General features: G+C 33.7%; 15 protein-coding genes and 1 other RNA gene. 5 read left to right on the forward strand and 11 right to left on the reverse strand.

Going from position 1 to position 24,962, the window contains the following annotated elements:
- Positions 1–95 precede the first annotated feature (95 nt).
- From ACGH6P_RS02465 to ACGH6P_RS02475, 3 genes are all read left to right on the forward strand, one after another.
- Entirely contained in the window at positions 96–2,867 is a 2,772-nt protein-coding gene (locus ACGH6P_RS02465; protein ID WP_411596653.1) for a flavocytochrome c, read from the forward strand.
- A 16-nt stretch (positions 2,868–2,883) separates the two neighbouring features.
- A complete protein-coding gene (locus tag ACGH6P_RS02470; RefSeq protein ID WP_411596654.1) occupies positions 2,884–3,849 on the forward strand; it encodes an FAD:protein FMN transferase in 966 nt (321 codons plus the stop codon).
- Between the two features lie 81 nt (positions 3,850–3,930).
- The gene (locus ACGH6P_RS02475) at positions 3,931–5,394 is read left to right on the forward strand and encodes a DASS family sodium-coupled anion symporter (RefSeq protein WP_411589825.1); all 1,464 of its coding nucleotides are present in this window, start codon (positions 3,931–3,933) and stop codon (positions 5,392–5,394) included.
- 80 nt (positions 5,395–5,474) lie between these two features.
- Here the strand turns inward: ACGH6P_RS02475 and ACGH6P_RS02480 are convergent, their stop codons facing one another.
- The 4 genes from ACGH6P_RS02480 to ACGH6P_RS02495 all read right to left on the reverse strand — a co-directional run bounded on the left by ACGH6P_RS02480 (position 5,475) and on the right by ACGH6P_RS02495 (position 11,363).
- A complete protein-coding gene (locus ACGH6P_RS02480) occupies positions 5,475–6,944 on the reverse strand; it encodes an exopolyphosphatase (protein WP_411596695.1) in 1,470 nt (489 codons plus the stop codon).
- Positions 6,945–7,010: 66 nt separating this feature from the next.
- Positions 7,011–9,071 (reverse strand): polyphosphate kinase 1, encoded by a 2,061-nt coding sequence (ppk1, locus tag ACGH6P_RS02485; RefSeq protein WP_267350947.1) that lies wholly within the window; start codon positions 9,069–9,071, stop codon positions 7,011–7,013.
- Between the two features lie 125 nt (positions 9,072–9,196).
- Positions 9,197–10,609 (reverse strand): pyruvate kinase PykF, encoded by a 1,413-nt coding sequence (gene pykF / locus ACGH6P_RS02490; protein ID WP_267350949.1) that lies wholly within the window; start codon positions 10,607–10,609, stop codon positions 9,197–9,199.
- Positions 10,610–10,943: 334 nt separating this feature from the next.
- Entirely contained in the window at positions 10,944–11,363 is a 420-nt protein-coding gene (locus ACGH6P_RS02495; RefSeq protein ID WP_411596655.1) for an META domain-containing protein, read from the reverse strand.
- Between the two features lie 73 nt (positions 11,364–11,436).
- On the opposite strand from ACGH6P_RS02495, the gene hrpA reads away from it, so the two are divergent.
- On the forward strand, positions 11,437–15,318 hold the full coding sequence (gene hrpA, locus ACGH6P_RS02500) for an ATP-dependent RNA helicase HrpA (protein ID WP_411596656.1): 3,882 nt from the start codon (positions 11,437–11,439) through the stop codon (positions 15,316–15,318).
- Between the two features lie 46 nt (positions 15,319–15,364).
- Here the strand turns inward: hrpA and ACGH6P_RS02505 are convergent, their stop codons facing one another.
- Together ACGH6P_RS02505 and ACGH6P_RS02510 are read right to left on the reverse strand one after the other, a co-directional pair.
- Positions 15,365–16,423, reverse strand: coding sequence for a YdgH/BhsA/McbA-like domain containing protein (locus ACGH6P_RS02505; RefSeq protein ID WP_267350954.1), 1,059 nt, complete (start codon positions 16,421–16,423; stop codon positions 15,365–15,367).
- Between the two features lie 63 nt (positions 16,424–16,486).
- Positions 16,487–17,200 carry a helix-turn-helix domain-containing protein gene (locus ACGH6P_RS02510; protein WP_411596657.1) on the reverse strand — a complete coding sequence of 238 codons (714 nt, stop codon included), beginning with the start codon at positions 17,198–17,200 and terminating at the stop codon, positions 16,487–16,489.
- Between the two features lie 1,182 nt (positions 17,201–18,382).
- Here ACGH6P_RS02510 and ACGH6P_RS02515 point away from each other — a divergent pair.
- On the forward strand, positions 18,383–18,607 hold the full coding sequence (locus tag ACGH6P_RS02515; RefSeq protein WP_411596658.1) for a phage/plasmid replication protein: 225 nt from the start codon (positions 18,383–18,385) through the stop codon (positions 18,605–18,607).
- A 288-nt stretch (positions 18,608–18,895) separates the two neighbouring features.
- Here the strand turns inward: ACGH6P_RS02515 and ACGH6P_RS02520 are convergent, their stop codons facing one another.
- The 5 genes from ACGH6P_RS02520 to pheT all read right to left on the reverse strand — a co-directional run bounded on the left by ACGH6P_RS02520 (position 18,896) and on the right by pheT (position 24,946).
- A complete protein-coding gene (locus tag ACGH6P_RS02520) occupies positions 18,896–20,833 on the reverse strand; it encodes a peptidase U32 family protein (RefSeq protein ID WP_411596696.1) in 1,938 nt (645 codons plus the stop codon).
- A gap of 139 nt (positions 20,834–20,972) precedes the next feature.
- Complete coding sequence (gene htpX, locus ACGH6P_RS02525) at positions 20,973–21,842, reverse strand: protease HtpX (RefSeq protein ID WP_267359771.1); 870 nt, start codon at positions 21,840–21,842, stop codon at positions 20,973–20,975.
- A 181-nt stretch (positions 21,843–22,023) separates the two neighbouring features.
- An RNA gene (gene ffs / locus ACGH6P_RS02530) (signal recognition particle sRNA small type) lies at positions 22,024–22,119 on the reverse strand.
- 140 nt (positions 22,120–22,259) lie between these two features.
- Positions 22,260–22,553 carry an integration host factor subunit alpha gene (locus ACGH6P_RS02535; RefSeq protein WP_065557741.1) on the reverse strand — a complete coding sequence of 98 codons (294 nt, stop codon included), beginning with the start codon at positions 22,551–22,553 and terminating at the stop codon, positions 22,260–22,262.
- 5 nt (positions 22,554–22,558) lie between these two features.
- Positions 22,559–24,946, reverse strand: a complete 2,388-nt coding sequence (pheT, locus tag ACGH6P_RS02540; protein ID WP_411596659.1) for a phenylalanine--tRNA ligase subunit beta — start codon at positions 24,944–24,946, stop codon at positions 22,559–22,561.
- Between the last annotated feature and the right edge of the window lie 16 nt (positions 24,947–24,962).

Genomic DNA, 24,962 nt, shown 5'->3' on the forward strand with positions numbered 1-24,962 from the left:
CATTAATAGTCTGTTTCGAAGTGGAGAATGATTATAAGTAATGCTATTATTAACAACAGTTAATAAATCTGAATAAAATAATTAGGTATATAATAATGAAAAAAGAAAATATTTTTAAACCCTTCACTTTACCCAATGGCGTTGAATTAAAAAATAGAATAATGATGGCGCCAATGACGACCTGTTCCGGATTTTATGACGGTTCAGTCACGCATGATTTAATCGAGTATTATCGAGACCGAGCAGGTGAAATAGGAACAATCATCGTTGAGTGCGGGTTTGTCGATAATAAAGGATTAGCGTTTCCTGGTGCAATAGGTTTAGATAACGATGATAAAATTGAAGGATTAGCTAAAATTGCGAAAGCAATTAAAGAAAAGGGATCGAAAGCAGTCATTCAAGTTTATCACGGTGGTCGAATGGTTGAGCCAAAACTCATTGGTGGACAATCTCCTGTTGGACCAAGTGCTATCGCAGCCCCTAGAGTAGGCGCAGCAACACCGATCGCATTAACGGCAGACGAAGTCGACGACATGATCGATAAATTTGGTCAAGCGGTACGTCGTGCTATTGAAGCCGGTTTCGATGGTGTTGAAATCCACGGTGCTAACACTTATTTAATCCAACAATTTTATTCTCCAAATTCAAATCAACGAACCGATAAATGGGGTGGAAGCCGTGATAATCGCTTGCAATTCCCTTTAGCAATCTTAGATATCACACATAAAATGGTTAAACAGTTTGCAACGCCAGAATTTATTGTTGGTTATCGTTTTTCTCCGGAAGAACTGGAAGTACCGGGTATTCGTTTTGATGACTCCATGTATCTACTTGAAAAGTTAGCAGACAAAGGTCTGGATTATATCCATTTTTCAATGGGCGCGATTTTAAGACCTTCAATTGTTGATACCCAAGATCCAACCCCGTTAATCAATAAATATGTGGCAATGCGATCTGCGACATTAGCTAAAATTCCGGTAGTAGGTGTAGGTAATGTGGTTAATCAAATTGATGTAGAAACGGCGATTGATAATGGTTACGATTTGGTCGCTGTTGGTCGAGCATGCATCGCTTATCCAGACTGGATTAGCCGTATTGAAAAAGGTGAACAACTGGAGCTGACTATCAGTAGTGACAAACGTGAAGAATTGAATATCCCTGAACCTTTATGGCGTTTTTCATTAGTTGAAGCATTAATTCGTGATGCAAGTCTAAATAATAAGAAATTCAAACCTGGTCAATATCAAGAAAAAGTTAATGATGAATCTTATGAATTTCTTATTAATGTCGAATTAGGCAAAGATTTCATTAAAGATATGCAACTTGTGAATGCCAATGAGTTTGATAACCAAGTTTTAGATAATTTTGCAGAAATTAAACAACGAATTATTAATTCAAACAGTCCACATGTGGATGCAATTTCTGGGGCTACATCACAGTGTGAAGCATTCAAAAAAGCCGTTACTAAGGCCATGACACAATCGAATAAAGAAGCCATTATTGCTGAAGGTGGTGATCCAAATGATAAATCTTACGATATTGTTGTTGTGGGAAGCGGGGGAGCAGGGCTGGCTTCTGCAATACGAGCTCATGATTTAGGGGCTAGCGTTGTTGTCGTTGAAAAAATGCCTGTTATTGGCGGAAATACCAATAAAGCGTCTGCTGGTATGAATGCAGCTGAAACTAAATTCCAAAAACTTAAAGGCATTGTTGACAGTAAGGATCTATTCTATAAAGAAACTTTGGCTGGTGGTAAAAATAAAAATAATCCGGAATTACTTCGTTACTTTGTTGAAAATGCCCCCGATGCGATTGATTGGTTAGATGAAAACGGTATTGAACTAAGTGGTATTACGACAACAGGTGGAATGAGTATCGACCGTACACATCGACCAGCAAGTGGTGCAGCTGTTGGCGGATTTTTGATTAGTGGATTGGTAAAAAATCTTAATAAACGTGGTATTGAAGTCATGTTAGATACCAATGTGACAGAAATCGTTACCGAAAATCATAAAGTTGTTGGCGTTAAAGTCATTGAAGAAGACGGCACAAATTATATCATTAAAGCGAAAGCGGTGGTGATTGCAACGGGCGGATTTAGTGCTAACCGTGAAATGGTTGAAAAATATCGTCCTGACTTAAAAGGTTTTGTGACAACCAACCATAAAGGGGCGACAGGTTCTGGTATCATGATCTTAGAAAAACTTGGGGCTGGCACTGTTGATATGGGCGAAATTCAAATCCATCCAACTGTTGAACAAACTACCTCATATTTGATCTCAGAATCTATACGTGGCGGTGGCGCAATTCTTGTTTCTCAGGAAGGTAAACGTTTTGTTAATGAATTAGATACCCGAGATAAAGTTTCAGCGGATATTATCAAATTACCTGAACACTATTCCTATATTTTATTCGATCAACAAGTTCGTGACGAAAACAAAGCCGTTGAAGAGTATGTTTCTAATAATCTCGTTGTTCAAGCCGATTCAATTACTGAATTAGCTAACAAACTTTCTATTGATGCTAATAATCTGTCAAAAACGATTGAACGTTATAATAAGTTTGTAATTAACAAACAAGATGAGGATTTTGGTCGAACGACGGGAATGCGTCATCCAATTAACACCGCACCATTTTATGCAATTAAAATTGCACCGGGTGTTCACCATACAATGGGAGGTGTAACGATAAACACTGAAACACAAGTATTAGACAATGATAAACATGTGATTAAAGGTGTTTTTGCGGCTGGTGAGGTTGTTGGTGGTGTGCATGGAGCAAATCGCATTGGTGGTAATGCTGTTGCTGATATCATTATTTTTGGTATACAAGCAGGTAAAAAAGCCACAGATTACATTAATAGTTAATTGAACTTTGCTAAAAATGGTAAGTTCTACCTACGACTATTCTCAAACATTGATGGGGATGACAGTAACATTGACGCTATTAGAGCAAAATGAAACCGTCGCAAAACTTGCTTTTGCTACCATTAAATTGCTTGAAGATAAATTGACTGTTAACCGCCCAGTTTCGGAGGTTATGTCAATCAATCTTGCAGCAGGCAAACATCCTGTTGAGGTAAGCTTACCTGTATTTTCACTTATTAAACAGGCTTGGCAATTGAGCGTGAATCCCTCAAGTTGTTTTAATATGGCTATCGGTCCTGTCGTCAAACTTTGGAAAATAGGCTTTAAAGGAGATAGTATTCCTGTCGATCATCATATCAAACAACAACTATTATTAACCGATCCATTTGATATAGAATTAAATGATACAACCCATTCTGTTTTTTTAAAAAAAGCAGGAATGGAGATAGATCTTGGTGCTATCGCAAAAGGTTATATCGCCGATGTCATTCAAAATCTGTTACTTGAACATCATATTCACCATGGCATCATAAATTTAGGTGGAAATGTACTAACGTTAGGAGCCTCCCCAATAGAAAAGTCAGGTTGTTGGTGTATAGGGTTAAGAAAACCCTTTTCTTTATCTGATGAATTAGCAGGTATAATAAAAGTTAAAAATAAATCAGTCGTTACTTCGGGCATTTATGAACGTTATTTTGTGCAAAATAATCGGCTTTATCATCATATTTTCAATCCTTTAACTGGCTATCCTCTTGATAATGAAATTGAAAGCGTTACCGTTATTTCAAATACTTCTCTTGAAGGCGATATTTACTCAACGATTTTTTATGGATTAGGCGTAAATGCCAGTGGTGAATATTTAAAAAAACATCCAGATATTTCAGCCATTTTTTTACTAAAAAATAAAACGATGACACTGATCAATCCGAAAAATTTTAATTTTGATCTAATTGATAAACACTATGAAATAAATCTGCATTAAGAACCAATGACAATGAAATTGCTAAACTTTTATTGTTTTAAATGAATTAATTACGTTTTTACATTAAAGAAGGAAATTATTATGAACGCAGTGAAAAAACCACCAGTAAAATGGTTACCGCTCATAATTATTGCTGCTATTTCAGCAATATTATGGCTATTTGTTTCGCCTCCACAAGGAATAAGTACAGAAGGTTGGCGAACAAGCATTATTTTTGTGGCAACGATTGCCTGTATTGTTGCAGAAATTATGCCAATTGGCGCAATTGGCTTATTAGCCATTACGGTTTTTGCTATTTTAAGACCATCTGGTGCAGCTAATGCAACTGAGTCTATCAAGATATCATTAAGTGAATTAAATAGTAGCTTAATTTGGTTGATCGTTGTTGCTTTTATGATTGCGCGAGGATTTATTAAAACTGGTTTAAGCAAACGTATTGCTTATTATTTAGTAAAAATTTTAGGTAAAAACACTTTAGGCTTAGCTTATGGTTTATCTGTAACAGATGTGGCATTGGCGCCTGCCATTCCAAGTACGACAGCTCGTGCTGGTGGTGTGATTTATCCAATCGCTGAAGCGTTATCGATTAACTTTAATTCTAATCCGAAGGATGAATCAAGAAATCGAATTGGCACTTTTTTAATGTTAACCATTAGTCATATCAATGATATTACCTCAGCAATGTTTTTGACTGCATTTACCGGTAATTTATTAGCCGCTAAATTAGTCACAGAAACATTAGGCGTGACATTGGGATGGGGACAGTGGTTTATTGCAGCTATCGTACCTTGTTTAGTTTCTTTTATTGTGATTCCATTAGTCATTTATTTCTTAACCAATCCAGAGCTTAAAAAGACACCTGATGCGCCAAGATTAGCCGTTGAAGAATTGAAAAAAATGGGGCCAATTACTGCTAAAGAAATTATTATGGGTGGTACGGTAATTTTATTATTAGGTCTTTGGATTTTCGGTAAAGACTATTTAGGTATTGATGCAACAACGACTGCTTTTATTGGTTTAACGATTTTAATCTTAACTGGTGTACTAAGCTGGGATGATGTGAAAGGTGAAAAAGCGGCATGGGATACCTTAATTTGGTTTGCGGCTTTATTAATGATAGCAGGACAAGTCAATAAGCTAGGTGTTACAAAATGGCTAGGCGATACTATCGGTAGTGCAGTAAAGGGGCATTTAGGTGATAGTAGCTGGGTATTTGTTATCATTATTTTGTGTGTTGCCTATGTTTATTTACACTATTTCTTTGCTAGTGGCAATGCGCATATTGCGGCGCTATTTCCAGTATTCTTATCTGTAGCAGTGGCACTTCATGTTCCACCAATGATTGCGATATTTGCATTAGTTATTTGTACCAACTATTTTGGTTCCATTACCCAATTTGCCAATGCTCGAAATCCGTTGTTATTTGCTGAAGGTTTTGTTCCAGTCAAAACATGGTGGAAAGTAGGATTTATCTGTAGCGTTGTTAACTTAACCATTGTGTTTACCGTTGGTCTTTTGTGGTGGAAAATGTTGGAATTAGGTTAAAAAATAACGTATCTTAAACACTATTCAACAAAAAAACCGTCAGAAATTGGCGGTTTTTTTATCCTCTAATTATGATAATCTCATAACAACATAATCGATAAACTCCAATCATTAATGGCCTGCCAATATTTTTGTTCCTGCTCTAAATCTAATAAAATCAATTTATTACTTTCCACAAAATTAGTGTCAATTTCGAATGTCATTTTGGTCAATTTGTCTTTAACTAATTTTAATCGAAATGCATTCAAATTAATCTCTGTAGAGCGTTGATTATTGATCAGAATGGAGAGCCTGAGTATTTGTAATAATGAAATAATATGTTTAAATTCAAAAAGGCTAAAATAAGGAAATGCTTCAATATTAATTGATTTTCGATGATAACGAACGAGTGTCGATAACAACAGTTGTTGTTCTTCGTTAAATCCCGGCAAATTGCTGTTTTGCAGAATGTAACTTGAATGTTTATGCACAGACGAAAAGTTAATTTTTAATCCTACTTCATGTAAAAGAGCCGCCCAATATAAAATGGATTCGACACAAATTGGAATATCGATTTGTGCTTGCTCTTTCCATTGTAAAAAAAAGTATTTTGCTGTTTTGACAACTTGCATAGCATGACGCTGATCGATATTGTAGTGTTTAGATAAAGATTCGGCGGTGGTTTGACGTATGTCTCGATAATTAGGGCCACCGATTAATTCATATAAAACCCCTTCACGTAAAGCATTAGAACTATACTGCAACGAATTTAATCCCAATGCATTAAATACACCACAAAATATTGCCAGTCCACTCACAAAAACCTGTTTACGTTCATCGGATAGTGAAGGGTAGGTAATATCATCAAATGTTTCAAAGTCCAATACATAACTAACTAAATCATCTAATCTCTTCGGGGTAATAATACCGTCACTCACACCAAGATCTAATAGAATATGATGAATAGATTTAATGGTTCCTGATGTACCAAAAGCAACCGTAATATTCTGTTTTTTGATAGTACTAATCATGGTTTCAATTTGTTGCTCGGCTGCAAGTTTTGCTCGTTGAAATGACTCTTCATCAATCTTTTGTTGTGGAAAAAAACGTTTATTAAAGGTTACGCAGCCCATTGGACGACTAGCGACAATAATAGGTTTAAGGTCATTGCCTTTGCCAATCGCAATTTCAGTTGATCCTCCGCCAATATCAATAACAAATTTAGTATCAATTGATGAAGTGGGTTCAGCGGTCATAGTACCTAAATAGACTAAACGGGCTTCTTCTTGACCTGAAATAATTTCTATAGGGTAAGGTAATATTTTAGCTGCAGCCTTCAAAAACTTATGCCTGTTTGATGCAACACGAAGTGTGTAAGTTGCAACAATTCTCACATTTTCCGGAGGAAATCCATTTAAACGTTCAGCAAACAGTTCAAGACACTCTATTCCCCGTTTAATACTCGAGTCACTTAATTGATTATTTTCATCTAATCCAGTCGCCAAATGTATATTCTTTTTATTTTTATAAATTATCTGTGTTGCACCATTAATGATTCGTGCAATAATCATATGAAAACTGTTAGAACCGAGATCAATAACCGCATATTCATTAGATTTCTTCACGTTTAGATATCCTTATTGTTTGGCTTCTAATTGTTTTAAATAATCATAAATAGCGTGCTGTGCTCGAATTTTTTTCTTATTACCGCGTTGAACATAATTATTCATGTTTTCTTTATCAATAATTCGTGCTTTGACATTATCATTACATTGGATATTAAAAATATCATGAATAGTTGATTTTAAGATAGGATCAAATATCTTCACACCTACTTCTATGCGGTTATCCAAATTACGTGGCATCCAGTCAGCAGAGGAGATGAAAGTATCTTTTTTACCATCATTTTCAAATATATATACCCGTGCGTGCTCTAAATATTGATCGACGATACTAGTTACATATATATTTTCACTCAGATTGGGAATTTGAGGTTCTAAAACACAGGTTCCTCGAACAATCATTCTAATTTTTACACCTTCGCATGATGCACGGTATAACTGGTCTATCATCTCTTTATCAGTGATCGCATTAAGCTTTAAATAGATGCCTGAAGGTTTTCCTGCTTTGGCATTTTGAATTTCTCTTTCAATAAATTCATGAAAACGCAAACGCGTATTTTGAGGGGAAACAAGCAAATGATTGAACGAAACTGGCTTGAATGGATTTTCAATAAAATTAAACACTTTTATTACTTCGTCTGTAATGGCTGGATCGGCGGTTAATAATGAAAAATCTGTATACACACGAGCAGTTTTTTCGTTGAAATTCCCCGATCCAATATGTGCATATCGAACAATCTTGTTTTCTTCACGACGATCAATTAAAAATAGTTTGGCATGAATTTTGAGTTTGGGTTGTGAATAGATAACTTTGATTCCACTACTGAGTAGTCTTTTTGCCCATTTAATATTTGCTTCCTCATCAAATCGAGCCTGAAGTTCAACCACTACGGTGACTTTTTTACCATTATTAGCAGCATTAATTGCTGCATGGATAAATCGTGAGTCTTTTGCTACCCGATAGATATTCATGCGGATATGGGTTACAGCCGGATCAAATGAAGCTTGTCGCATAATTTCTAATACATGCCCAAACGAGTAGTAAGGGTAATAAAGAAGTACATCACGATCTTTAATCGTCGCAAACGCATTTCTAAACTTTTTAAAGCGATTATAAGCCAAACTCGGTAATCGTTTATTTAAAAGGTTTTTTCCACCAAGATCAGGAAAGTTAGCCAGATCTTTAAAATTAGGGTAACGTCCACCTGGCATGGCATCTTGTTCAGTTAATCTTAATTTACTGATTAATAACTCAAATAATGCTTTAGGCATATCTTTTTGATAAGTAAAACGAACAGGTTGTGCCGTCAATCGCTGCTTCAATCCTTGAGACATTAATTCTAATAAACTGTCTAATTCTGTATTTAATTCATATTCTGCATCTCGATTGATATTGATTGAATATGCATTCAGTTCTGTGGCATCAAAAAAGACTTTGAAGATATCAGATAAACAATAACGAAGGATGTTATCCAAAAAGATAATTGATTTATTTTTGGTTGATACTTCTGACGGCAAAAGTACAAATCGAGGTGCGTTGTCGGTTGGTAACTCAAGCAGGGCATAACTTATCTTTTCATCACAGATAATTTCAACGGCCAAATAAGCATGATCATCTTTTAAAAATTGGATCAGTTCTGTGTGACTATCCAGTAATATTGGGGTAATGTATTGTCTTAAATTCTGTTTATAATAGTTTTTTATCCAATCTTCCTGATAAGATGAAAGTTGTCTCTCATTAATTAAGAAAATTTGATTTCTTGCCATTTCAAGTAATAATTCGTTATACAGTTGATCAAACTGGAGTTCAAGTTGTATGACTTTCTGATTAACTTGCCTTAATAATAACTTTGCGTTAGAAGTAGCGGACTGTCCTTGTTCCTGTTCAATTAATACATATTTTTTCAAATTGGCGTATTGTACTTTATAAAATTCATCGAGATTGCTGGAATAAATGCCTAAAAATCGAACACGCTCAATAAGTGGATTACTTTTGTCTGCTGCTTCTTGTAAAACACGTTGATTAAAAGCAAGCCAACTAAGTTCTTTGGGAAAATACACTTTTTCTTGTAGCATTCTTTATCTCTTAAAATACAATAATGAAATTTAATACAGGATAACTTAACTTAAAAAAAAAGCTAGCATAACGCTAGCTTTTAATTTAAATATATTAAACAATTTTTGCTTTAAAGCAACTTTACCTAAATACGGTGAACTGAAGTGGTATTCGTTGTGCCACTTGGTACTAAAGCACCTGATACCATGACAATAGTATCACCTTGTTGTAAACCACAAATTTTTACAGCTAACTCTTTACCTAAACGGTAAAAATCATCTGTTGAATTAATAGCATCAATTAAAATTGGCTCAACACCTTTTGTTAGGGCTAATTGATTAACCGTTTTTTGACTTGATGATAATGCTAAAATACGCGCTCTAGGGAAATAATGACGGACTTCACGAGCAGATTTACCACTACGAGTTGCAACAACAATCAAAGGCGCACTTAGACGTTCTGCAATTTCTACCGCACCACAACAAACAGCCGCAGTAATACGTAATTTTTCTTCTTTGGCAGTAAGCTCTAAAGAAGCAGGAATGGTAATGTCTGTACGTTTACAGATAGTCGCCATAACATTAACGGTTTCTAATGGGTATTTACCTTTAGCACTTTCGCCTGAAAGCATGACTGCATCAGTTCCGTCAATAATGGCATTTGCCACGTCACCCGCTTCAGCACGAGTAGGGCGTGGGTTTTTAATCATAGAGTCAAGCATTTGAGTTGCAGTAATAACAGGTTTAGAAGCTTTATTACATTTTTGAATCATCATTTTTTGAGCAAAAATAACTTCTTCAACCGCAATTTCCACACCTAAATCACCACGAGCAACCATGATACCGTCAGACGCTTCCAAAATTTCATCAAAATTATCTAATCCTTCTTGGTTTTCAATTTTAGAGATAATTTTAATCTCTTCACCGCCATGAGATTTCAAATGTGCGCGAATATCTTCAACATCTGAGCGTTTACGAATAAATGACGCAGCGATAAAATCAACACCTTGTTCACAACCAAAAATAAGGTCATTTTTATCTTTTTCTGCAAGTGCCGGTAATTTTATTGAAACACCAGGTAAATTAATACCTTTGTTTTCACCTAAATCACCATTATTCAATACAGTACAGATGACTTCGTTGCCTTTTATTTCTTTGACTTCCATCGCAATTAAGCCATCATCAACAAGAACGCGATTACCCACTTTGAGATCTTGAGCAAAACCTTTATATGTTACAGCTACGCGCTCAGCGTTCCCAATGACTGTTTCGTCAGTTGTGAATGTGAATGTTTGACCTGCAACTAGTGAAACGTCATTCCCACCTTCCAATTTAATTGTACGAATTTCAGGACCTTTAGTATCAAGCATAATTGCTGCTTTTAAACCTGTTTCTTGCATGACTTCACGTAGGTTTTTGATACGATTTCCATGTTCTTCATAATCACCATGGGAAAAGTTCAAACGCATTACGTTCATGCCTGCATTTAATAACTTAGCTAGCATTTCTTTTGATTCTGATTTTGGTCCAATAGTACAAACGATTTTTGTCTTTTTCATAATATTATCTACTAGTTGTTAAGGTTGAAGTTTAATTTTAAATAAACTGTTTTTAATTATGTTCACGCAAAAAAAAACCAATGCCCATGCATTGGTATGTAATAAGTTAGCAGTAACCCAAAAAGTTACTTGTATTAACTGCAATCTTTGAAAAATTAAATATTTTCATCAAAAAATATATATCCTTAAAAATCTGTGTTTATTATAGTCTTAACCACACTTTAAATAAAGTTTTTTATCAAAAAAACTAGATTATATTTGACGAAAACAAAAGAAGAATCATCCTAATTAACGAATACAAATGGCAAGATGTTCTTAACGACATTCATTGCTATTACATCAGATCTTTAAGTTGATAAATGAGTTCATTACTTTCATTTTTCAATGTCAATTGATCTTTGTTCAAGCTGACTTTTGCACCTTCTGTAATCATTTGGGTAATAATGCCATCTAACTTATCTAATTGTTCATCATTACAAAGCATCTTTGTCATACCAACGCCTGCACCTTTGATTGTTTCATTTTCTAAGGTGACTTTTGCGACAAATCGGTTACACATTTTTCCAGTAATATTCATATTTTCGCCAAACTCAAGTTCTGCAGCTTTATCTGAAGAAACATCTTGTCCATTCGCTTTTACCAATACAAAATGGTGATGTAACAAATCTTCAGCTTTAATTTTATTTGATTCTCCACATCCAGTTACTACTAAAGCTCCTACAAATATTGATGTTAATAGTAATGTCTTTTTCATCTTAACTCCTAATGATAGTTTAAATTTGTTATAATAGATTTAATTAAAATTACTTACAAATATTTTACTCTTTATGTTATCTCAACAGCAAATTAAATTTCTAGAATCAATGACTTTCTTAGACAAGCATAAAATATTGAAGCTTGCTAAGAATAATCAAGATCTAGCAAAAATCAATTTAGCGGTAACTCAAGCTGTTTCACATTATCAAGCAAGATTGACGTCTTTACCTGCACAGATTGAATATCCGTCTAATTTACCTGTGGCTGAAAAAAAATCAGAAATTTACCATGCGATTCAGCAGCACCAAGTGGTAATTATTGCAGGTGAAACTGGTTCCGGTAAAACAACACAAATTCCTAAAATCTGTTTAGAATTAGGTTTAGGTGTAAAAGGATATATTGGACATACCCAACCAAGGCGGCTTGCAGCCCGTTTTGTCGCTAATCGCATAGCGGAAGAGTTAAATACCGAAATAGGGCAGTTAGTCGGTTATAAAGTCAGATTTTCTGATCAGGTTAGTGATACTACATTGATAAAATTAATGACTGATGGCATTTTGCTGGCTGAAATTCAAAAAGATAAACTTTTATTGCAATACGATACTATCATTATCGATGAAGCTCATGAACGTAGTCTTAATATTGATTTTATTTTGGGATATCTGAAACAATTGTTACCTAAACGCCCTGATTTGAAAGTGATCATAACGTCTGCAACCATTGATGTTGAGCGATTTTCTAACCATTTTAATCATGCGCCTATTATAGAAGTATCTGGAAGAACCTATCCTGTCGAGGTACGATATCGTCCGCCAATATATGATAACGAAGATGATAAAGAGATTAACAAAAATAGTGATTTTCAACCTATCATTGATGCAATTGATGAGTTATCAAAAGAGAGTTCAGGTGATATTTTAATATTTTTAACTGGTGAGCGAGAAATACGTGATTTAGCCGATACACTAAACAAGCTTGAATTACGTCATACCGATATATTACCGTTATACGCTAGGTTATCTGCTTCCGAGCAAAACCGTATTTTTCAACCACATTCTAAACGACGCATTGTGCTTGCTACCAATGTAGCGGAAACTTCATTAACCGTACCTGGAATTAAATATGTCATCGATCCTGGATTGGCCAGAATAAGTCGCTACAGTTATCGAACTAAAGTTCAACGTTTACCGATTGAACCTATATCGCAGGCTTCAGCTAATCAACGAAAAGGTCGATGTGGACGTACTTCAGATGGTATTTGTATTCGTCTTTATGATGAACAAGATTTTTTATCTCGCCCTGAATTTACCGCCCCTGAAATCTTACGTACAAATCTTGCTTCTGTCATATTACAAATGACATCGTTAGGTTTGGGTGATATAGCTGCTTTTCCTTTTGTCGAGGCTCCCGATTCAAAATATATTCGTGATGGAATTCGTTTATTAGAAGAACTTGGTGCCATATTCACCAAGCATCATCAATACCATTTAACTCAAATAGGCAAAATTTTGGCACAATTACCGATTGATCCTAGATTAGCCAGAATGTTAGTTGAAGCAAGACGATTAGGTTGCACTAAAGAAGTTATGATAGTAACCGCAGCGTTGTCAATTCAAGACCCAAGAGAACGCCCTTTTGATAAACAACAGGCTTCTGATGAGAAGCACAAACGTTTTGCAGATAAAGATTCAGATTTTATTTCTCTTATTAATTTATGGAATTATATTCAAGAGCAACAAACCCTGTTATCGGGTAATCAGTTTAGAAAGTTATGCCCGAAAGAGTATTTGAATTATCTCCGCATTCGTGAATGGCAAGACGTCTATACTCAAATTCGTCAGACCATTAAACAATTATCTTTTCCAATCAATAGTCAACCCGCAGATTATCGATCATTACATGTGGCTTTATTAAGTGGTCTACTTTCACATATTGGTTTAAAAGAGATTGAAAGAAACGAATACCTTGGTGCTCGAAATATCAAGTTTGCCATTTTTCCAAATTCAGTGTTATTTAAAACTCAACCTAAATGGTGCGTTGCCAGTGAGCTTGTTGAAACCAGCCGACTATGGGGGAGAACAGTAGCTAAAATTGATGCAGAATGGATTGAACCCATAGCTAAACATTTAGTGAAATACAGCTATAGTGAACCTAGGTGGTCAAAAAAAAAGGGCACTACAATTGCAAATGAAAAAGTGACATTATTTGGATTGCCTATAGTCCAAAATCGAATTGTAAATTACAGCCAGATAGATCCTGTGTTATCCCGTCACTTTTTTATAAGACATGCTTTGGTAGAAGGGGATTGGATTACTAATCATAAATTTTATAAACTAAACCAAAAGTTGATTAATGAAGTCGAAGATCTTGAACACAAATCCCGTCGTCAAGACATTTTAATCGATGATGATCAGTTATTTGATTTCTATGATCAGCGTATTGATAAATCAATTGTTTCAGTTAAACATTTTGACAATTGGTGGAAGCAAAAGCAAAAAACTTCACCTGATTTTCTCAATTTTGAAAAACAGATGTTAATTAACCAATCAGCACAATTGATTGATTTAACTCAGTTCCCTGATTATTGGTATCAAGATCAATTCAAACTGCCTCTTAATTATGAGTTTGATTTAGGTAATAAACGTGACGGTGTCACTGTTAGAATTCCTATTGATATATTGAATCAAATCAAAAATAATGGATTTGACTGGCAAGTACCCGGTTTTAGAAAAGAATTGATAGTATCCCTTATTAAATCATTACCTAAGTCTTTACGGCGCAGTTTGGTTCCTGCACCTAATTATGCTGAAGCTTTCTTAAGTAGAGTAACATCGATCAAACATCCGTTACTTGAAACATTAGAGCATGAATTTCGAAAAATGACGGGGGTTCAAATTACTCATGAGGATTGGCAGTGGGATCAAGTTCCAAATTATTTAAGAATTACCTTTAGCATTATAGATAATCAAGGTAATGAAATGGCTCATGGCAAAGATCTTAATCTTTTAAAAGAGCAATTAAAAACTAAAATACAATCAGCATTATCCTCATTGACTACTAAAAAATCAGCAAATCCAATTGAATTAAATAACCTAACCGATTGGACATTTGGTACGCTACCGGCTATTTATGAAGAAAAACAAAAAAATTACACAGTCAAAGCATATCCAGCCATTGTAGATGATCATAAATCAGTCAGTATTAAGTTAGTCGATAATCAAATCGAGCAACAGCGATTAACTAAACTTGGTTTAAGACGTCTTCTCATGATAAATATTCCTTCACCAATCAAATATTTACATGAAAAATTACCGAATAAATCTAAATTAGGTCTCTATTTTAACTCATTTGGTACTGTACTCGATCTTATTGATGATTGTATAGCCTGTGGAATTGACTATTTGATTGAAAGGAATAATAAACCTATTCAAACTGCTGAGCAGTATCAACAATTACTTGAGTATACAAAAGCGAATATTAACCAAGTTGTGGTTGATATAGCCAAACAAGTAGAAGCCATCTTAACACTTCATTTTAATATTAATAAAAGGTTGAAAGGGCGTGTCGATTTATCTTTAGCTTTTGCCTTATCTGATATTAAAAATCAGCTTAATCATTTAGTTTATAAGGGGTTTGTTGCACAATCAGGTTACCACAGATTAAATGATATCTATCGATATTTATCCGCAATTGAAAAGCGAATTGAAAAATTAATGCTTAATACGGCAAAAGATAGACAATCAATGAATATTATTGAAGAAATTCAGAATTATTATCATCACTTTTTAAGTTACCTTTCAAAAAATCAGAAATTAGATAATCGTGTTCTTGAAATACGCTGGATGATAGAAGAATTAAGAGTTAACTTATTTGCACAGCAGATAGGCACTCCTTACCCAATATCAGCTAAAAGAATTAAACAACAGATTGAGTTGATAAAATCAGAATTATAATAAATTAGCCTAATAGAGAAGGGCGCTAATGCGCCCAAATTAAAGATTAACGATATAAGTCAACAAACACGGTAATATTAGGGCCATTTGTATCTTGTGCAATTCTAGCAATATGATAATACTTGGCACCAGCTTCTATCGCTCTTTTACCTGCTTGATATGAAATTTCCTGATCTGTGACATAGTAGCCACGGAATTTTATTGTATTGAAAGGAACCATTTTAGCTGCTGTTCCATCATTTAATTCTTGAATTTTACGACCATCCGAAAGAGTGACAGTGTAACGATTCACACGCTGTGGTTCGCTTATGACTTCAGGTTTTTCTGAAGTAGAAGTATTAGTTTGTGCTGTTGTAATAGTCGTTGCAGTCGAATTAGTAGAAGAAGCTGTATCGATAACTTTGACTTTGTTATTAAATTTATCAGCATAAAACTTTTCATTAAATGCAGATGGTGAATAATACCCCGGTCTTTCAACTTGCATTGCGGCTTCGCCACCTTGGGCTAAAGCTAATTGTCCTGCTTCGGAATCATAAGGGATTGCATTTTCAGGTTGAAGTTTACGTTCTGGTGCATCTTTCTTAAATAAATAGGCAACAACCTGCAAATTACTTCCTAATTCTGAACGATTATCAATATAGTAAGCATAAGCACCTTTGTTTAAAGCTTCTTTTGCAATTGATTGATTAATATCATATTCACTTGGGAAATAACCACGAATACGAACAATATCATAAGGTTCTAGGCGAATAGCTTTAGATTTAGGGTATTCGTAGACTCCACCAAATTGGCGAAAGTTGTCAGTTTTCTCTTCGGCTTTAGGTGCATTAGCTTTGTACAATTTAGCATAAACAATACGCAAAGTATCATTAGAAGGGCTGATATTTGTCGTTGTAATATAGAAAGACGCAGCACCTTCTTTGTCTGCTGCTTTAGACATAGCCAACACATAATCGCTATCAGTATAAAATGCACCTCGAACAGAAATTTGTTTGAAAGACTGCAAGTTGCTTGCTTGTTCTTCAGTTAACTGCTGAGCCGCATAAGAATACATAGGAACAAATGTAACCATAGCAGCAATAAGTGTTTTCTTTAAACTCGTCATATTCTATAAACCTTACAATTTTTAAATCGTATATTAAATATTTGTTATTTTAACATAAAAAAATCAGTTACCTAAACTTATTAGCGCATTTAAATTTTTAATAAAAATATATCTGCCTTTAACGTATAAAATATCTTGTTCTTGTAGTTTCGACAAAATTCGGCTAACAGTTTCAATCGTTAAACCTAAATAATTTGCTATATCACTACGGCTCATAGATAACTTTATGTTTAGTGATGTGTGACCACGATTTTCATATCTTCTATAAAGAGAATATATAAAATAGGCTAGGCGTTCATCAGCCTTTTTCTGAGAATAACATAAAATTAATTTTTGATAGTTATAAATGTCATTACTTAATAACCTAAATATCATGCTTCTGACACAAGCATTTGATTCAACTAAAGACATTAGTTCTTCATAACGCAATTCACAAGCTAAAGTATTAGTAAGCGCTTTAATGTTGTTATTATATATTTTAGTTGATATAGAATCCAGTCCAACAATATCACCAGGTAGATAAAAGCCATTAATCTGTTCTTTATTGTCTGATGTTGTAACATAGGTTTTTACAGCACCAGAATGAATAATAAAAAACCGAGTAAAATCAGTGCTCTTGGATACTATGAGTTCATCTTTAGCATAAGTCTTTTTACGTTCCAAAACATTATTTAAAGTATTATTTAATAACATTGGTAGACATAAAGAGCCTATACTGCATAATTCGCAAGGAACTGAATAACTTTTTGATCGTATATTCTTATTGGTAGTTTGCATAATAAATTAATCATTAATCCAAGTTCAGTTCTAGCCAAGAGTAACATATTTTTATGATAAAACAACAATTGGCCAATTCATATAGTTTAAATTATTAATCAACAAAACGTTCATTTAGTTTAAATTAACAGAAGGCAAGCATTAAAATAAGCATAATAATGAAAAGTATTAATAGGTGTTAGCAATTATATACTAAAGATAATCGATTTTATATTATGATATTGACTATCACTCTAAAAGGTTAAATTACGGTTTGATCTGATAGTTAAAGAACTTTTAATCAATTTTGAATTGAAAGTAGGGTTTAGCAAAACGGAGATATAACTGAAAATCATTTTAAGTTCGTAATAATGATTGTATTTAACATAATATACATTATCCAAATCTTATCCAATTGATTAAAAACAATAAAATCTAAATTTTTTTTCATTCATATGGCTACTTAATGTTCATGAAGAATAGGGCGTTATATAAGATTTATAAGTAGAAAATTAAATCTAGTTCAATGATTTATAATTACGAATTTAAGTTAATTTTTTTAAAATTCACTTATTAATAATAATTATTAATTTATTATAGAATACCCAACTGGCTAAATACAATCCGTTAAATCATAAAAAATAAGCCTTTATGTTTACCATCAAAAAAGACAAGTACAATAAATATTATGATAACAGCCAAAATAATTCTAAATTTTCTTTTTTTAAAAAGTTTTTCAATCTTGTTATTTAGATAAGTTCTATCAACATAACTCATACATAATATCAAAATAACCAATAAAATAGCTATTGGAACAGCTAAAACCATATCATTATTAATTGTCATATTTTTGTTTAACTCATTATCTATATCTAACTATAAATGCAATTACCCGGAATCCTTTTTCTTAAAAATAATTGAAACGGTTATCGTAAAATCACTGTCAAAATTACCAAACCTTAAAACGATTTAATCAAAATCCTAATCCTAAATAATAATGTAACATTTATTATCTAGAACGCATAACAAAATTCATACAGATATGTTTTCACATTATTGGGGATTATCAAACTATGAACGATTAAATGAATTACATGATGAATTTTTGTATTTAGATAAAAAACTGGGGATTTTGAAACTATCAGCGAACAATTAATAAGGTGTAGCGTAGTAGAAACCACACGTTCAGCAAATACTAATGCAATGTATGCGATTCAATGGGCGCATGGACAAACATTTGATTTTAACAAATCACAGGTTCAAATACACAGAGCACGTTTGAGAAAAATCGGCATTGATATAGCACAGCGTTGCAATCTGGCAAAATTTAGCCCGATTTCTGTTCGAGAAATCCGACAGGTTACGGTATCTGATTGTCCAATTCCTGATTGGTACAAAATGCCACAGATATTTAAATTAGCGTCATAAATGGTTAGCTGAATGATGAAAATTCACGTACGTTTATCTTGGTGCGGATAATGTATATTATGTTAAATAATATTTATTGTTTAGGAATCAATAAATTCTGTTATTTTATCTGATGATAATACTATTTATTGCCTTACTGAGTTATAACCTATTCCTAATTAACATCAACATTCATACTTTAGCATTTAATATTTTTTGCCAAAATTTCTAAAGTTGAATGTTTATTTGTAACCAAAAATTATTTGAAACAAATGTATTGAAATTTGAATGAACCAAAACCAAAGCATTTTATTTAGATATGAAAATAATTTCGCTTCCTGACAATGGCATTTTGAAAACATGATTTTTAATTTTACCCCAAACTTGCATTTCACATGCTTTACAGTTAAATTTCAAAATGAGCTCTTCATTATTATTTTGTATTAATTTCATTGGTGTGACTTTTGTTTTGACACCTTGAATACCTTTAGCTTGTTTCGGACATAAATTGAACGCAAATCGCAAACAGTGTTTTGTTATCATCAAAGGAACATCATCTTTAATTTCATGAGCTTCATATGCGCTTTCTATTAATTGAACACCATGTTGTTTATAAAACTCACGGGCTTTATGATTATAGACATTAGCTAAATAAGTTAATTGATTATCGGGATAAATTGGTTTTGGGTTAGTTTCAGGCTTACGCTTATTGGTTTGGTAGCTTGCTAACCTTGCTGAAGTTAATTTTTCAATAATGTCTCGTCTTAATTGATTAAGTTGACTGCTGGGAATAAAATAAATTATCGATAAATCGATAATAAGCTCAGACAAATAATAAATAGTTTGCCCAAGTTTAGATAGATTATCTTGAATATTTTTTAACGCTTTATCAGTTTGATTCGCCAAATCAAATTGACCAATCAGATCTAATTCGACACAAATACCCTCCTCACTTTTGGCTTTCAACTGAATTCCATTATCGATATTAGACAACACAAACGAAACACCAATACGACGAACGCTTGAATCTTTGAGTAAGTTTTGTTGCCATAAATGATCTAAATTACGATTAACAATAAAAGGCAATTTGATGGTATTAAGCGATTTAGGAATTTCATTAGGATAAACCCGATATTGATTAGCACCTAATTTATCGACTTTATCTGCTCGAAATCCAAACACTTCTCGTTTAATGAGGACATTTAGACCATCACCATTAGTTAACATTTTTTCAGATTTAATATCAATATACTGAGCGGTTACATTAGTTATTTCACCAATTTGTAATCCAATAAATTTTGGCGACTCAAAAGCACCAATGTCAGGTTTTCGACCAGTAACAAAATAGTCTGTATTACCACGGTTAAATGTTCGTTTGGGATCTGGTGTAAAAAAGTATTCTGTTTTGCCACTAGAAGCAGCCGTTAAATTCGATGAATTTGAAAGGATGTTATCCAATTTTTGTCGATAATGTGCAGTAATATTTTTTACATAAGTTAAATCTTTATAACGCCCTTCTATCTTAAACGATCTTACACCAGCTTGGATTAGCGATTCTAAATTATCTGATTGATAATTGTCTTTCATCGATAACAAATGCTTTTCGTAAGCAACAACACGTCCTTGATCATCTTTTAAAGTAAAAGGCAATCGGCAAGCCTGTGAGCAATCTCCACGATTAGCACTACGCCCAGTTTGCGCATGTGAAATATAGCATTGCCCGGAAAAAGCGACACATAACGCACCATGAATAAAAAACTCTATTTTTGCATCTATTTGCTTAAAAATAGTCGTAATTTCATTTAAGTTTAATTCACGTGCTAATACAATTTGCGAAAAACCAACATCGGATAAAAACTTTGCCTTTTCTGGCGTTCGAATATCCATTTGCGTACTGGCATGTAAGTCGATTGGTGGAATATCTAAATTTAAAATACCCATATCTTGCACGATTAACGCATCAACGCCTGCATGATAGAATTGCCAAATTAATTGTCTTGCAGATTCTAATTCATTATCATGAAGAATCGTATTTAACGTAACAAAAACTTTAGCGTAATAACGATGTGCAAATTCAACTAATTTTGCAATATCACTAACCGAATTTCCTGCATTATGACGAGCGCCAAAACTAGGCCCGCCTATATATACAGCATCTGCACCATGTAAAATTGCCTGCATCGCAATTTCAATATTTTTTGCAGGACTTAGTAATTCTAATTGGTTTTTATTCTGATATTGATCCATCTGTGACATCGTTTATTCTCAAAAATACTTATAATTTTTAGTGTTCTATTTTATTGACAAGCGTTATAGTGAATTCACTTAGACTTGTCAATAATAACGGGTTAATACTTTTATTTAATAAAATATTATTTTGTGATCTCTATTTAAAATAATTTCGTGCTTTTAAAGCCGCTATACGTTTGTCTAATGGCGGATGAGACATAAATAGTTCTGAAATTTTAATTTTTTTCGCACCATTTATACAAAATGCCATTATTGATGAATCTTCTTTAGGTTCGTAACTTGTTTTTAGCTTTTCTAATGCAGCAATCATTTTATTTGCACCTACCAATTTTGCCGAACCAGCATCAGCATGAAATTCTCGGTATCGTGAAAACCACATAGTAATAATACTTGCCAGAATACCAAAAACGGTTTCAAAGACCATAACAATTAGATAATAAATCATTTGGGATGATCCTCGATTACGTTCATCCATAGCTTGAGTTGCCAATGAAGCTAATAGTCTGGATATAAAAATAATAAATGTATTAATCACCCCCTGTAATAAAGTCATTGTAACCATATCTCCATTAGCAATGTGACTCATTTCGTGAGCAATGACAGCTTCTGCTTCATCTTGTGACATCGTACTTAATAAACCAGAGCTAACGGCAACCAATGAACTATTTTTACTTGCTCCTGTAGCAAATGCATTCATATCATTAGCTTCATAAATAGCCACATCTGGCATTTTTAAACCAAGCTGTTCAGCTTGATGATGAACAATATTTAATAACCATTGTTCTTGAGCATTGGCCGCACGTTTAATCAGTTTTCCTTTAACCGATTTTAATGCTATTGTTTTAGAGAATAAAAGAGATATATATGAACCACCAAAGCCAAATATACCTGCAAAAATCAATAATCCTAAAGTACTGTGAGCATCTACCCCCAATATACTTAGGATAATACCAAAGACAAACATTACTGCTAAGTTAGTCAGTATAAATAGCCCTACTCGCATCATAAATCTACTCCATATTGTTTTTAGCTTTTAATAAAAAAGCCTAGAAAATTGCCTATTATATTAATTCAACAAAAATACTTCTTTCTATTAGATAGGATGGCTATATGTTGTTATATAGAATGATCAGTTAGTTAGTTTTATTTTTGAAAAGATTAAAGCATTGCAGATAGTTTGGAGGAGACCCTATCAGCCACATCCCACACACATATTTTTTACTTTGGCTGCTTCCTTCCGGACCTGACCTGATGAGCAAAGAAATGTTGCAAGAGGACCCATAGAGCCTCCATTGAGGAGGTCGTATTATGCTTGAATCAATTAATTAATACAAACATTTTTTTAATAAAAAAAATTGAACGACCTTTCTTTAATCAATCAAAAAAAGGTCGTTTAATTATCACACGAATACTTACCTAACTTTTAAAGCGTTAGGTTTTTTTCTACGCGATCTCTAAATTTAATTCCTGGTCTAAAGGTAACAACCCGACGAGCAGAGATATCTACACTTTCACCCGTTTTTGGATTTCGACCCGGTCGTGAATTTTTATCACGAATAGTGAAATTACCAAACCCAGATAATTTAACAGGTTCCCCTTTTTCTAAAGCCACTCGTATCTCTTCAAAAAAAAGTTCAACAAGGACTTTAGCTTCTTGACGATCAATATTAAATTTATCGGCAAGACGATCTGCAATATCAGCTTTAGTTAATGTCATAATTATTATTCTCTTAATAGGGCTTTGAAACGAATTTGTAAAGCAGTAACACACCTGCTTACAATGTTTGTTATATCTTCTTCTTCAAGTGTACGTGATTTGTCTTGTAAAATCAAACTGATAGCAAGGCTTTTTTCATCATCCTTAATGTTATCGCCTTGATAAACATCAAACAGATTAACTTTGATAAGTTGCTCACCACCAGCCTTTTTACACTCAGAAATAATATCTGCTGCTGGAATTGTATTTGAAACGACAATAGCAATATCTCGTTTATTTGACGGATATTTTGATACGTCCTGAGCCGACGGTACCTTTTTGTTATTAATTTTAGCTAAATTTATTTCAAAAACAAGCGTTTTACCATTTAAAGATAATTTTTTTTCAATTTCTGGATGCAAAACACCTAAATAACCAATAATTTCATCATTTACAAAAATAGCGGCACTTTGTCCAGGATGTAAAGCAGACAAATTAGATTTTTCATAGCGTACGTCTTGAGCACATCCTAGAATCGAAAATATTGACTCAATATCCCCTTTTAGATCATAAAAATCAACAGCTTTTTTAGGTAATGTCCAATGTTCTTCATATAAATTACCCGTAATTACACCCGATAACATTTGTTCCTGACGAACACCAAATTCACATTTATCGTCTGGAATAAAGCGTAAACCAGTTTCAAACAGTCTAATTCTTGATTGTTGTCGGTTTTGATTATATAACACTGCGCCTAATAATCCAGTCCATAATGATAAACGCATAACTGACATTTCACTTGAAATAGGATTAGGTAAGTGAATTTGGTTTAAATCAGGATGCAAAATTTGTTGTACTTTTGGATCAACAAAACTGTAAGTTACAGCTTCTTGATAACCTTTATCAACTAATAAATCTTTTATTCTAGCTAATGAAATTTGACCTTCTGGTTTTGGTTGCATGACAGACTCAATGTTTAAGTTGGCGTTTGGAATATTGTTATATCCATAAATACGCGCCACTTCCTCAACGAGATCTTCTTCTATCTGTATATCAAAACGCCAACTTGGTGCTTCAACTGACCAAATTTCATTTTTATAATTAACTTTACATCCAAGTCTTTCTAAAATAGCAGTGATTTTTTGTGTATCAATTGTATAACCAATTATGCTATCAATTTTATTACGGCGTAGTTGTATGTTAGCTGATTTTGGCAATTCAGTTGAACTGGTTTTGTCAACAATCGGTCCGACCTCACCGCCACAAATATCGAGGATAAGTTGTGTTGCTCTTTCCATCGCAATGCTTTGTAAAGCTGGATCAACTCCTCTTTCATATCGATGAGACGCTTCAGTATGCAGACCATATTCACGAGCTTTCCCGGTAATAGCTAATGGTGCAAAGAAGGCCGATTCAAGAAAAATATCTTTCGTCGATTGAGTCACACCAGATTTTTCTCCGCCCATAATACCGGCTAAGGCAAGTATTTTATCATGATCCGCAATAACTAAAGTTTGATCATTCAATTCAGTTTCATTGCCATTAAGTAAAACAACTTTTTCACTTTTTCGAGCATATCTCACAATAATGCCCTTTTCTATTTCGGCAAGATCAAATGCATGCATTGGATGACCAAGCTCTAACAAAACAAAATTTGTTATATCGACAACCGCATCAATAGACCGTATTCCACCACGACGTAATTTTTCTTTCATCCAAAGTGGGGTTAATGCGTTTACATTGATATTTTTGATAACACGCCCTAAATAACGAGGTGCAGCTTTAGGCTCATCAATTTGGATTGATAATGTATCTGAAATTGTTGCAGGCACGCTTTCAACTTGAAGTGATTTCATTGGAATATTGTTCACTGCTGAAATATCACGAGCGACACCAATGATTCCAAAACAATCAGCTCTATTTGGCGTTACACTGATGTCAATTGAAACATCGTTAAGATTCAGGTATTCACGAATATTTTGCCCTAAAGGAGCATCATCAGGTAATTCAATTATGCCATTATGATCGTCCGTTATTCCAAGTTCTGAATAAGAGCAGAGCATCCCTTCTGATGGTTCACCTCGCAATTTTGCGGCTTTAATTTTAAAATCACCGGGTAAAATTGCACCAACAGTTGCACAAGCAACAGTTAATCCTTGACGACAATTTGGAGCACCACAAACAATATCGAGTAATTCTGGTTTTCCAATATCTACTTTGGTAACTCTTAGCTTATCTGCATTTGGATGTTGCTTACATTCAACAACTTTCCCGACTACAACTCCCGAAAAGTTACCTGCCACTTCCTCAACATCATCAACTTCTAAGCCTGCCATGGTTAATTGATCGGCTAAGGTATCGCTACTTATTTCTGGATTGATCCATTCACGTAGCCAACTTTCACTAAATTTCATGTTTTGATCTCCAGAA

It is taken from the genome of Gilliamella sp. CG25 (assembly GCF_046635705.1).
Taxonomy (GTDB): domain Bacteria; phylum Pseudomonadota; class Gammaproteobacteria; order Enterobacterales; family Orbaceae; genus Gilliamella; species Gilliamella apicola_I.

Coding starts and splice junctions, on each gene's coding strand:
- ACGH6P_RS02465 (WP_411596653.1), top strand. CDS start 96: ATGAAAAAAGAAAATATTTTTAAACCCTTCACTTTACCCAATGGCGTT.
- ACGH6P_RS02470 (WP_411596654.1), top strand. CDS start 2,884: ATGGTAAGTTCTACCTACGACTATTCTCAAACATTGATGGGGATGACA.
- ACGH6P_RS02475 (WP_411589825.1), top strand. CDS start 3,931: ATGAACGCAGTGAAAAAACCACCAGTAAAATGGTTACCGCTCATAATT.
- ACGH6P_RS02480 (WP_411596695.1), bottom strand. CDS start 6,944: ATGATTATTGCACGAATCATTAATGGTGCAACACAGATAATTTATAAA.
- ppk1 (WP_267350947.1), bottom strand. CDS start 9,071: ATGCTACAAGAAAAAGTGTATTTTCCCAAAGAACTTAGTTGGCTTGCT.
- pykF (WP_267350949.1), bottom strand. CDS start 10,609: ATGAAAAAGACAAAAATCGTTTGTACTATTGGACCAAAATCAGAATCA.
- ACGH6P_RS02495 (WP_411596655.1), bottom strand. CDS start 11,363: ATGAAAAAGACATTACTATTAACATCAATATTTGTAGGAGCTTTAGTA.
- hrpA (WP_411596656.1), top strand. CDS start 11,437: ATGTTATCTCAACAGCAAATTAAATTTCTAGAATCAATGACTTTCTTA.
- ACGH6P_RS02505 (WP_267350954.1), bottom strand. CDS start 16,423: ATGACGAGTTTAAAGAAAACACTTATTGCTGCTATGGTTACATTTGTT.
- ACGH6P_RS02510 (WP_411596657.1), bottom strand. CDS start 17,200: ATGCAAACTACCAATAAGAATATACGATCAAAAAGTTATTCAGTTCCT.
- ACGH6P_RS02515 (WP_411596658.1), top strand. CDS start 18,383: ATGTATGCGATTCAATGGGCGCATGGACAAACATTTGATTTTAACAAA.
- ACGH6P_RS02520 (WP_411596696.1), bottom strand. CDS start 20,833: ATGGATCAATATCAGAATAAAAACCAATTAGAATTACTAAGTCCTGCA.
- htpX (WP_267359771.1), bottom strand. CDS start 21,842: ATGATGCGAGTAGGGCTATTTATACTGACTAACTTAGCAGTAATGTTT.
- ACGH6P_RS02535 (WP_065557741.1), bottom strand. CDS start 22,553: ATGACATTAACTAAAGCTGATATTGCAGATCGTCTTGCCGATAAATTT.
- pheT (WP_411596659.1), bottom strand. CDS start 24,946: ATGAAATTTAGTGAAAGTTGGCTACGTGAATGGATCAATCCAGAAATA.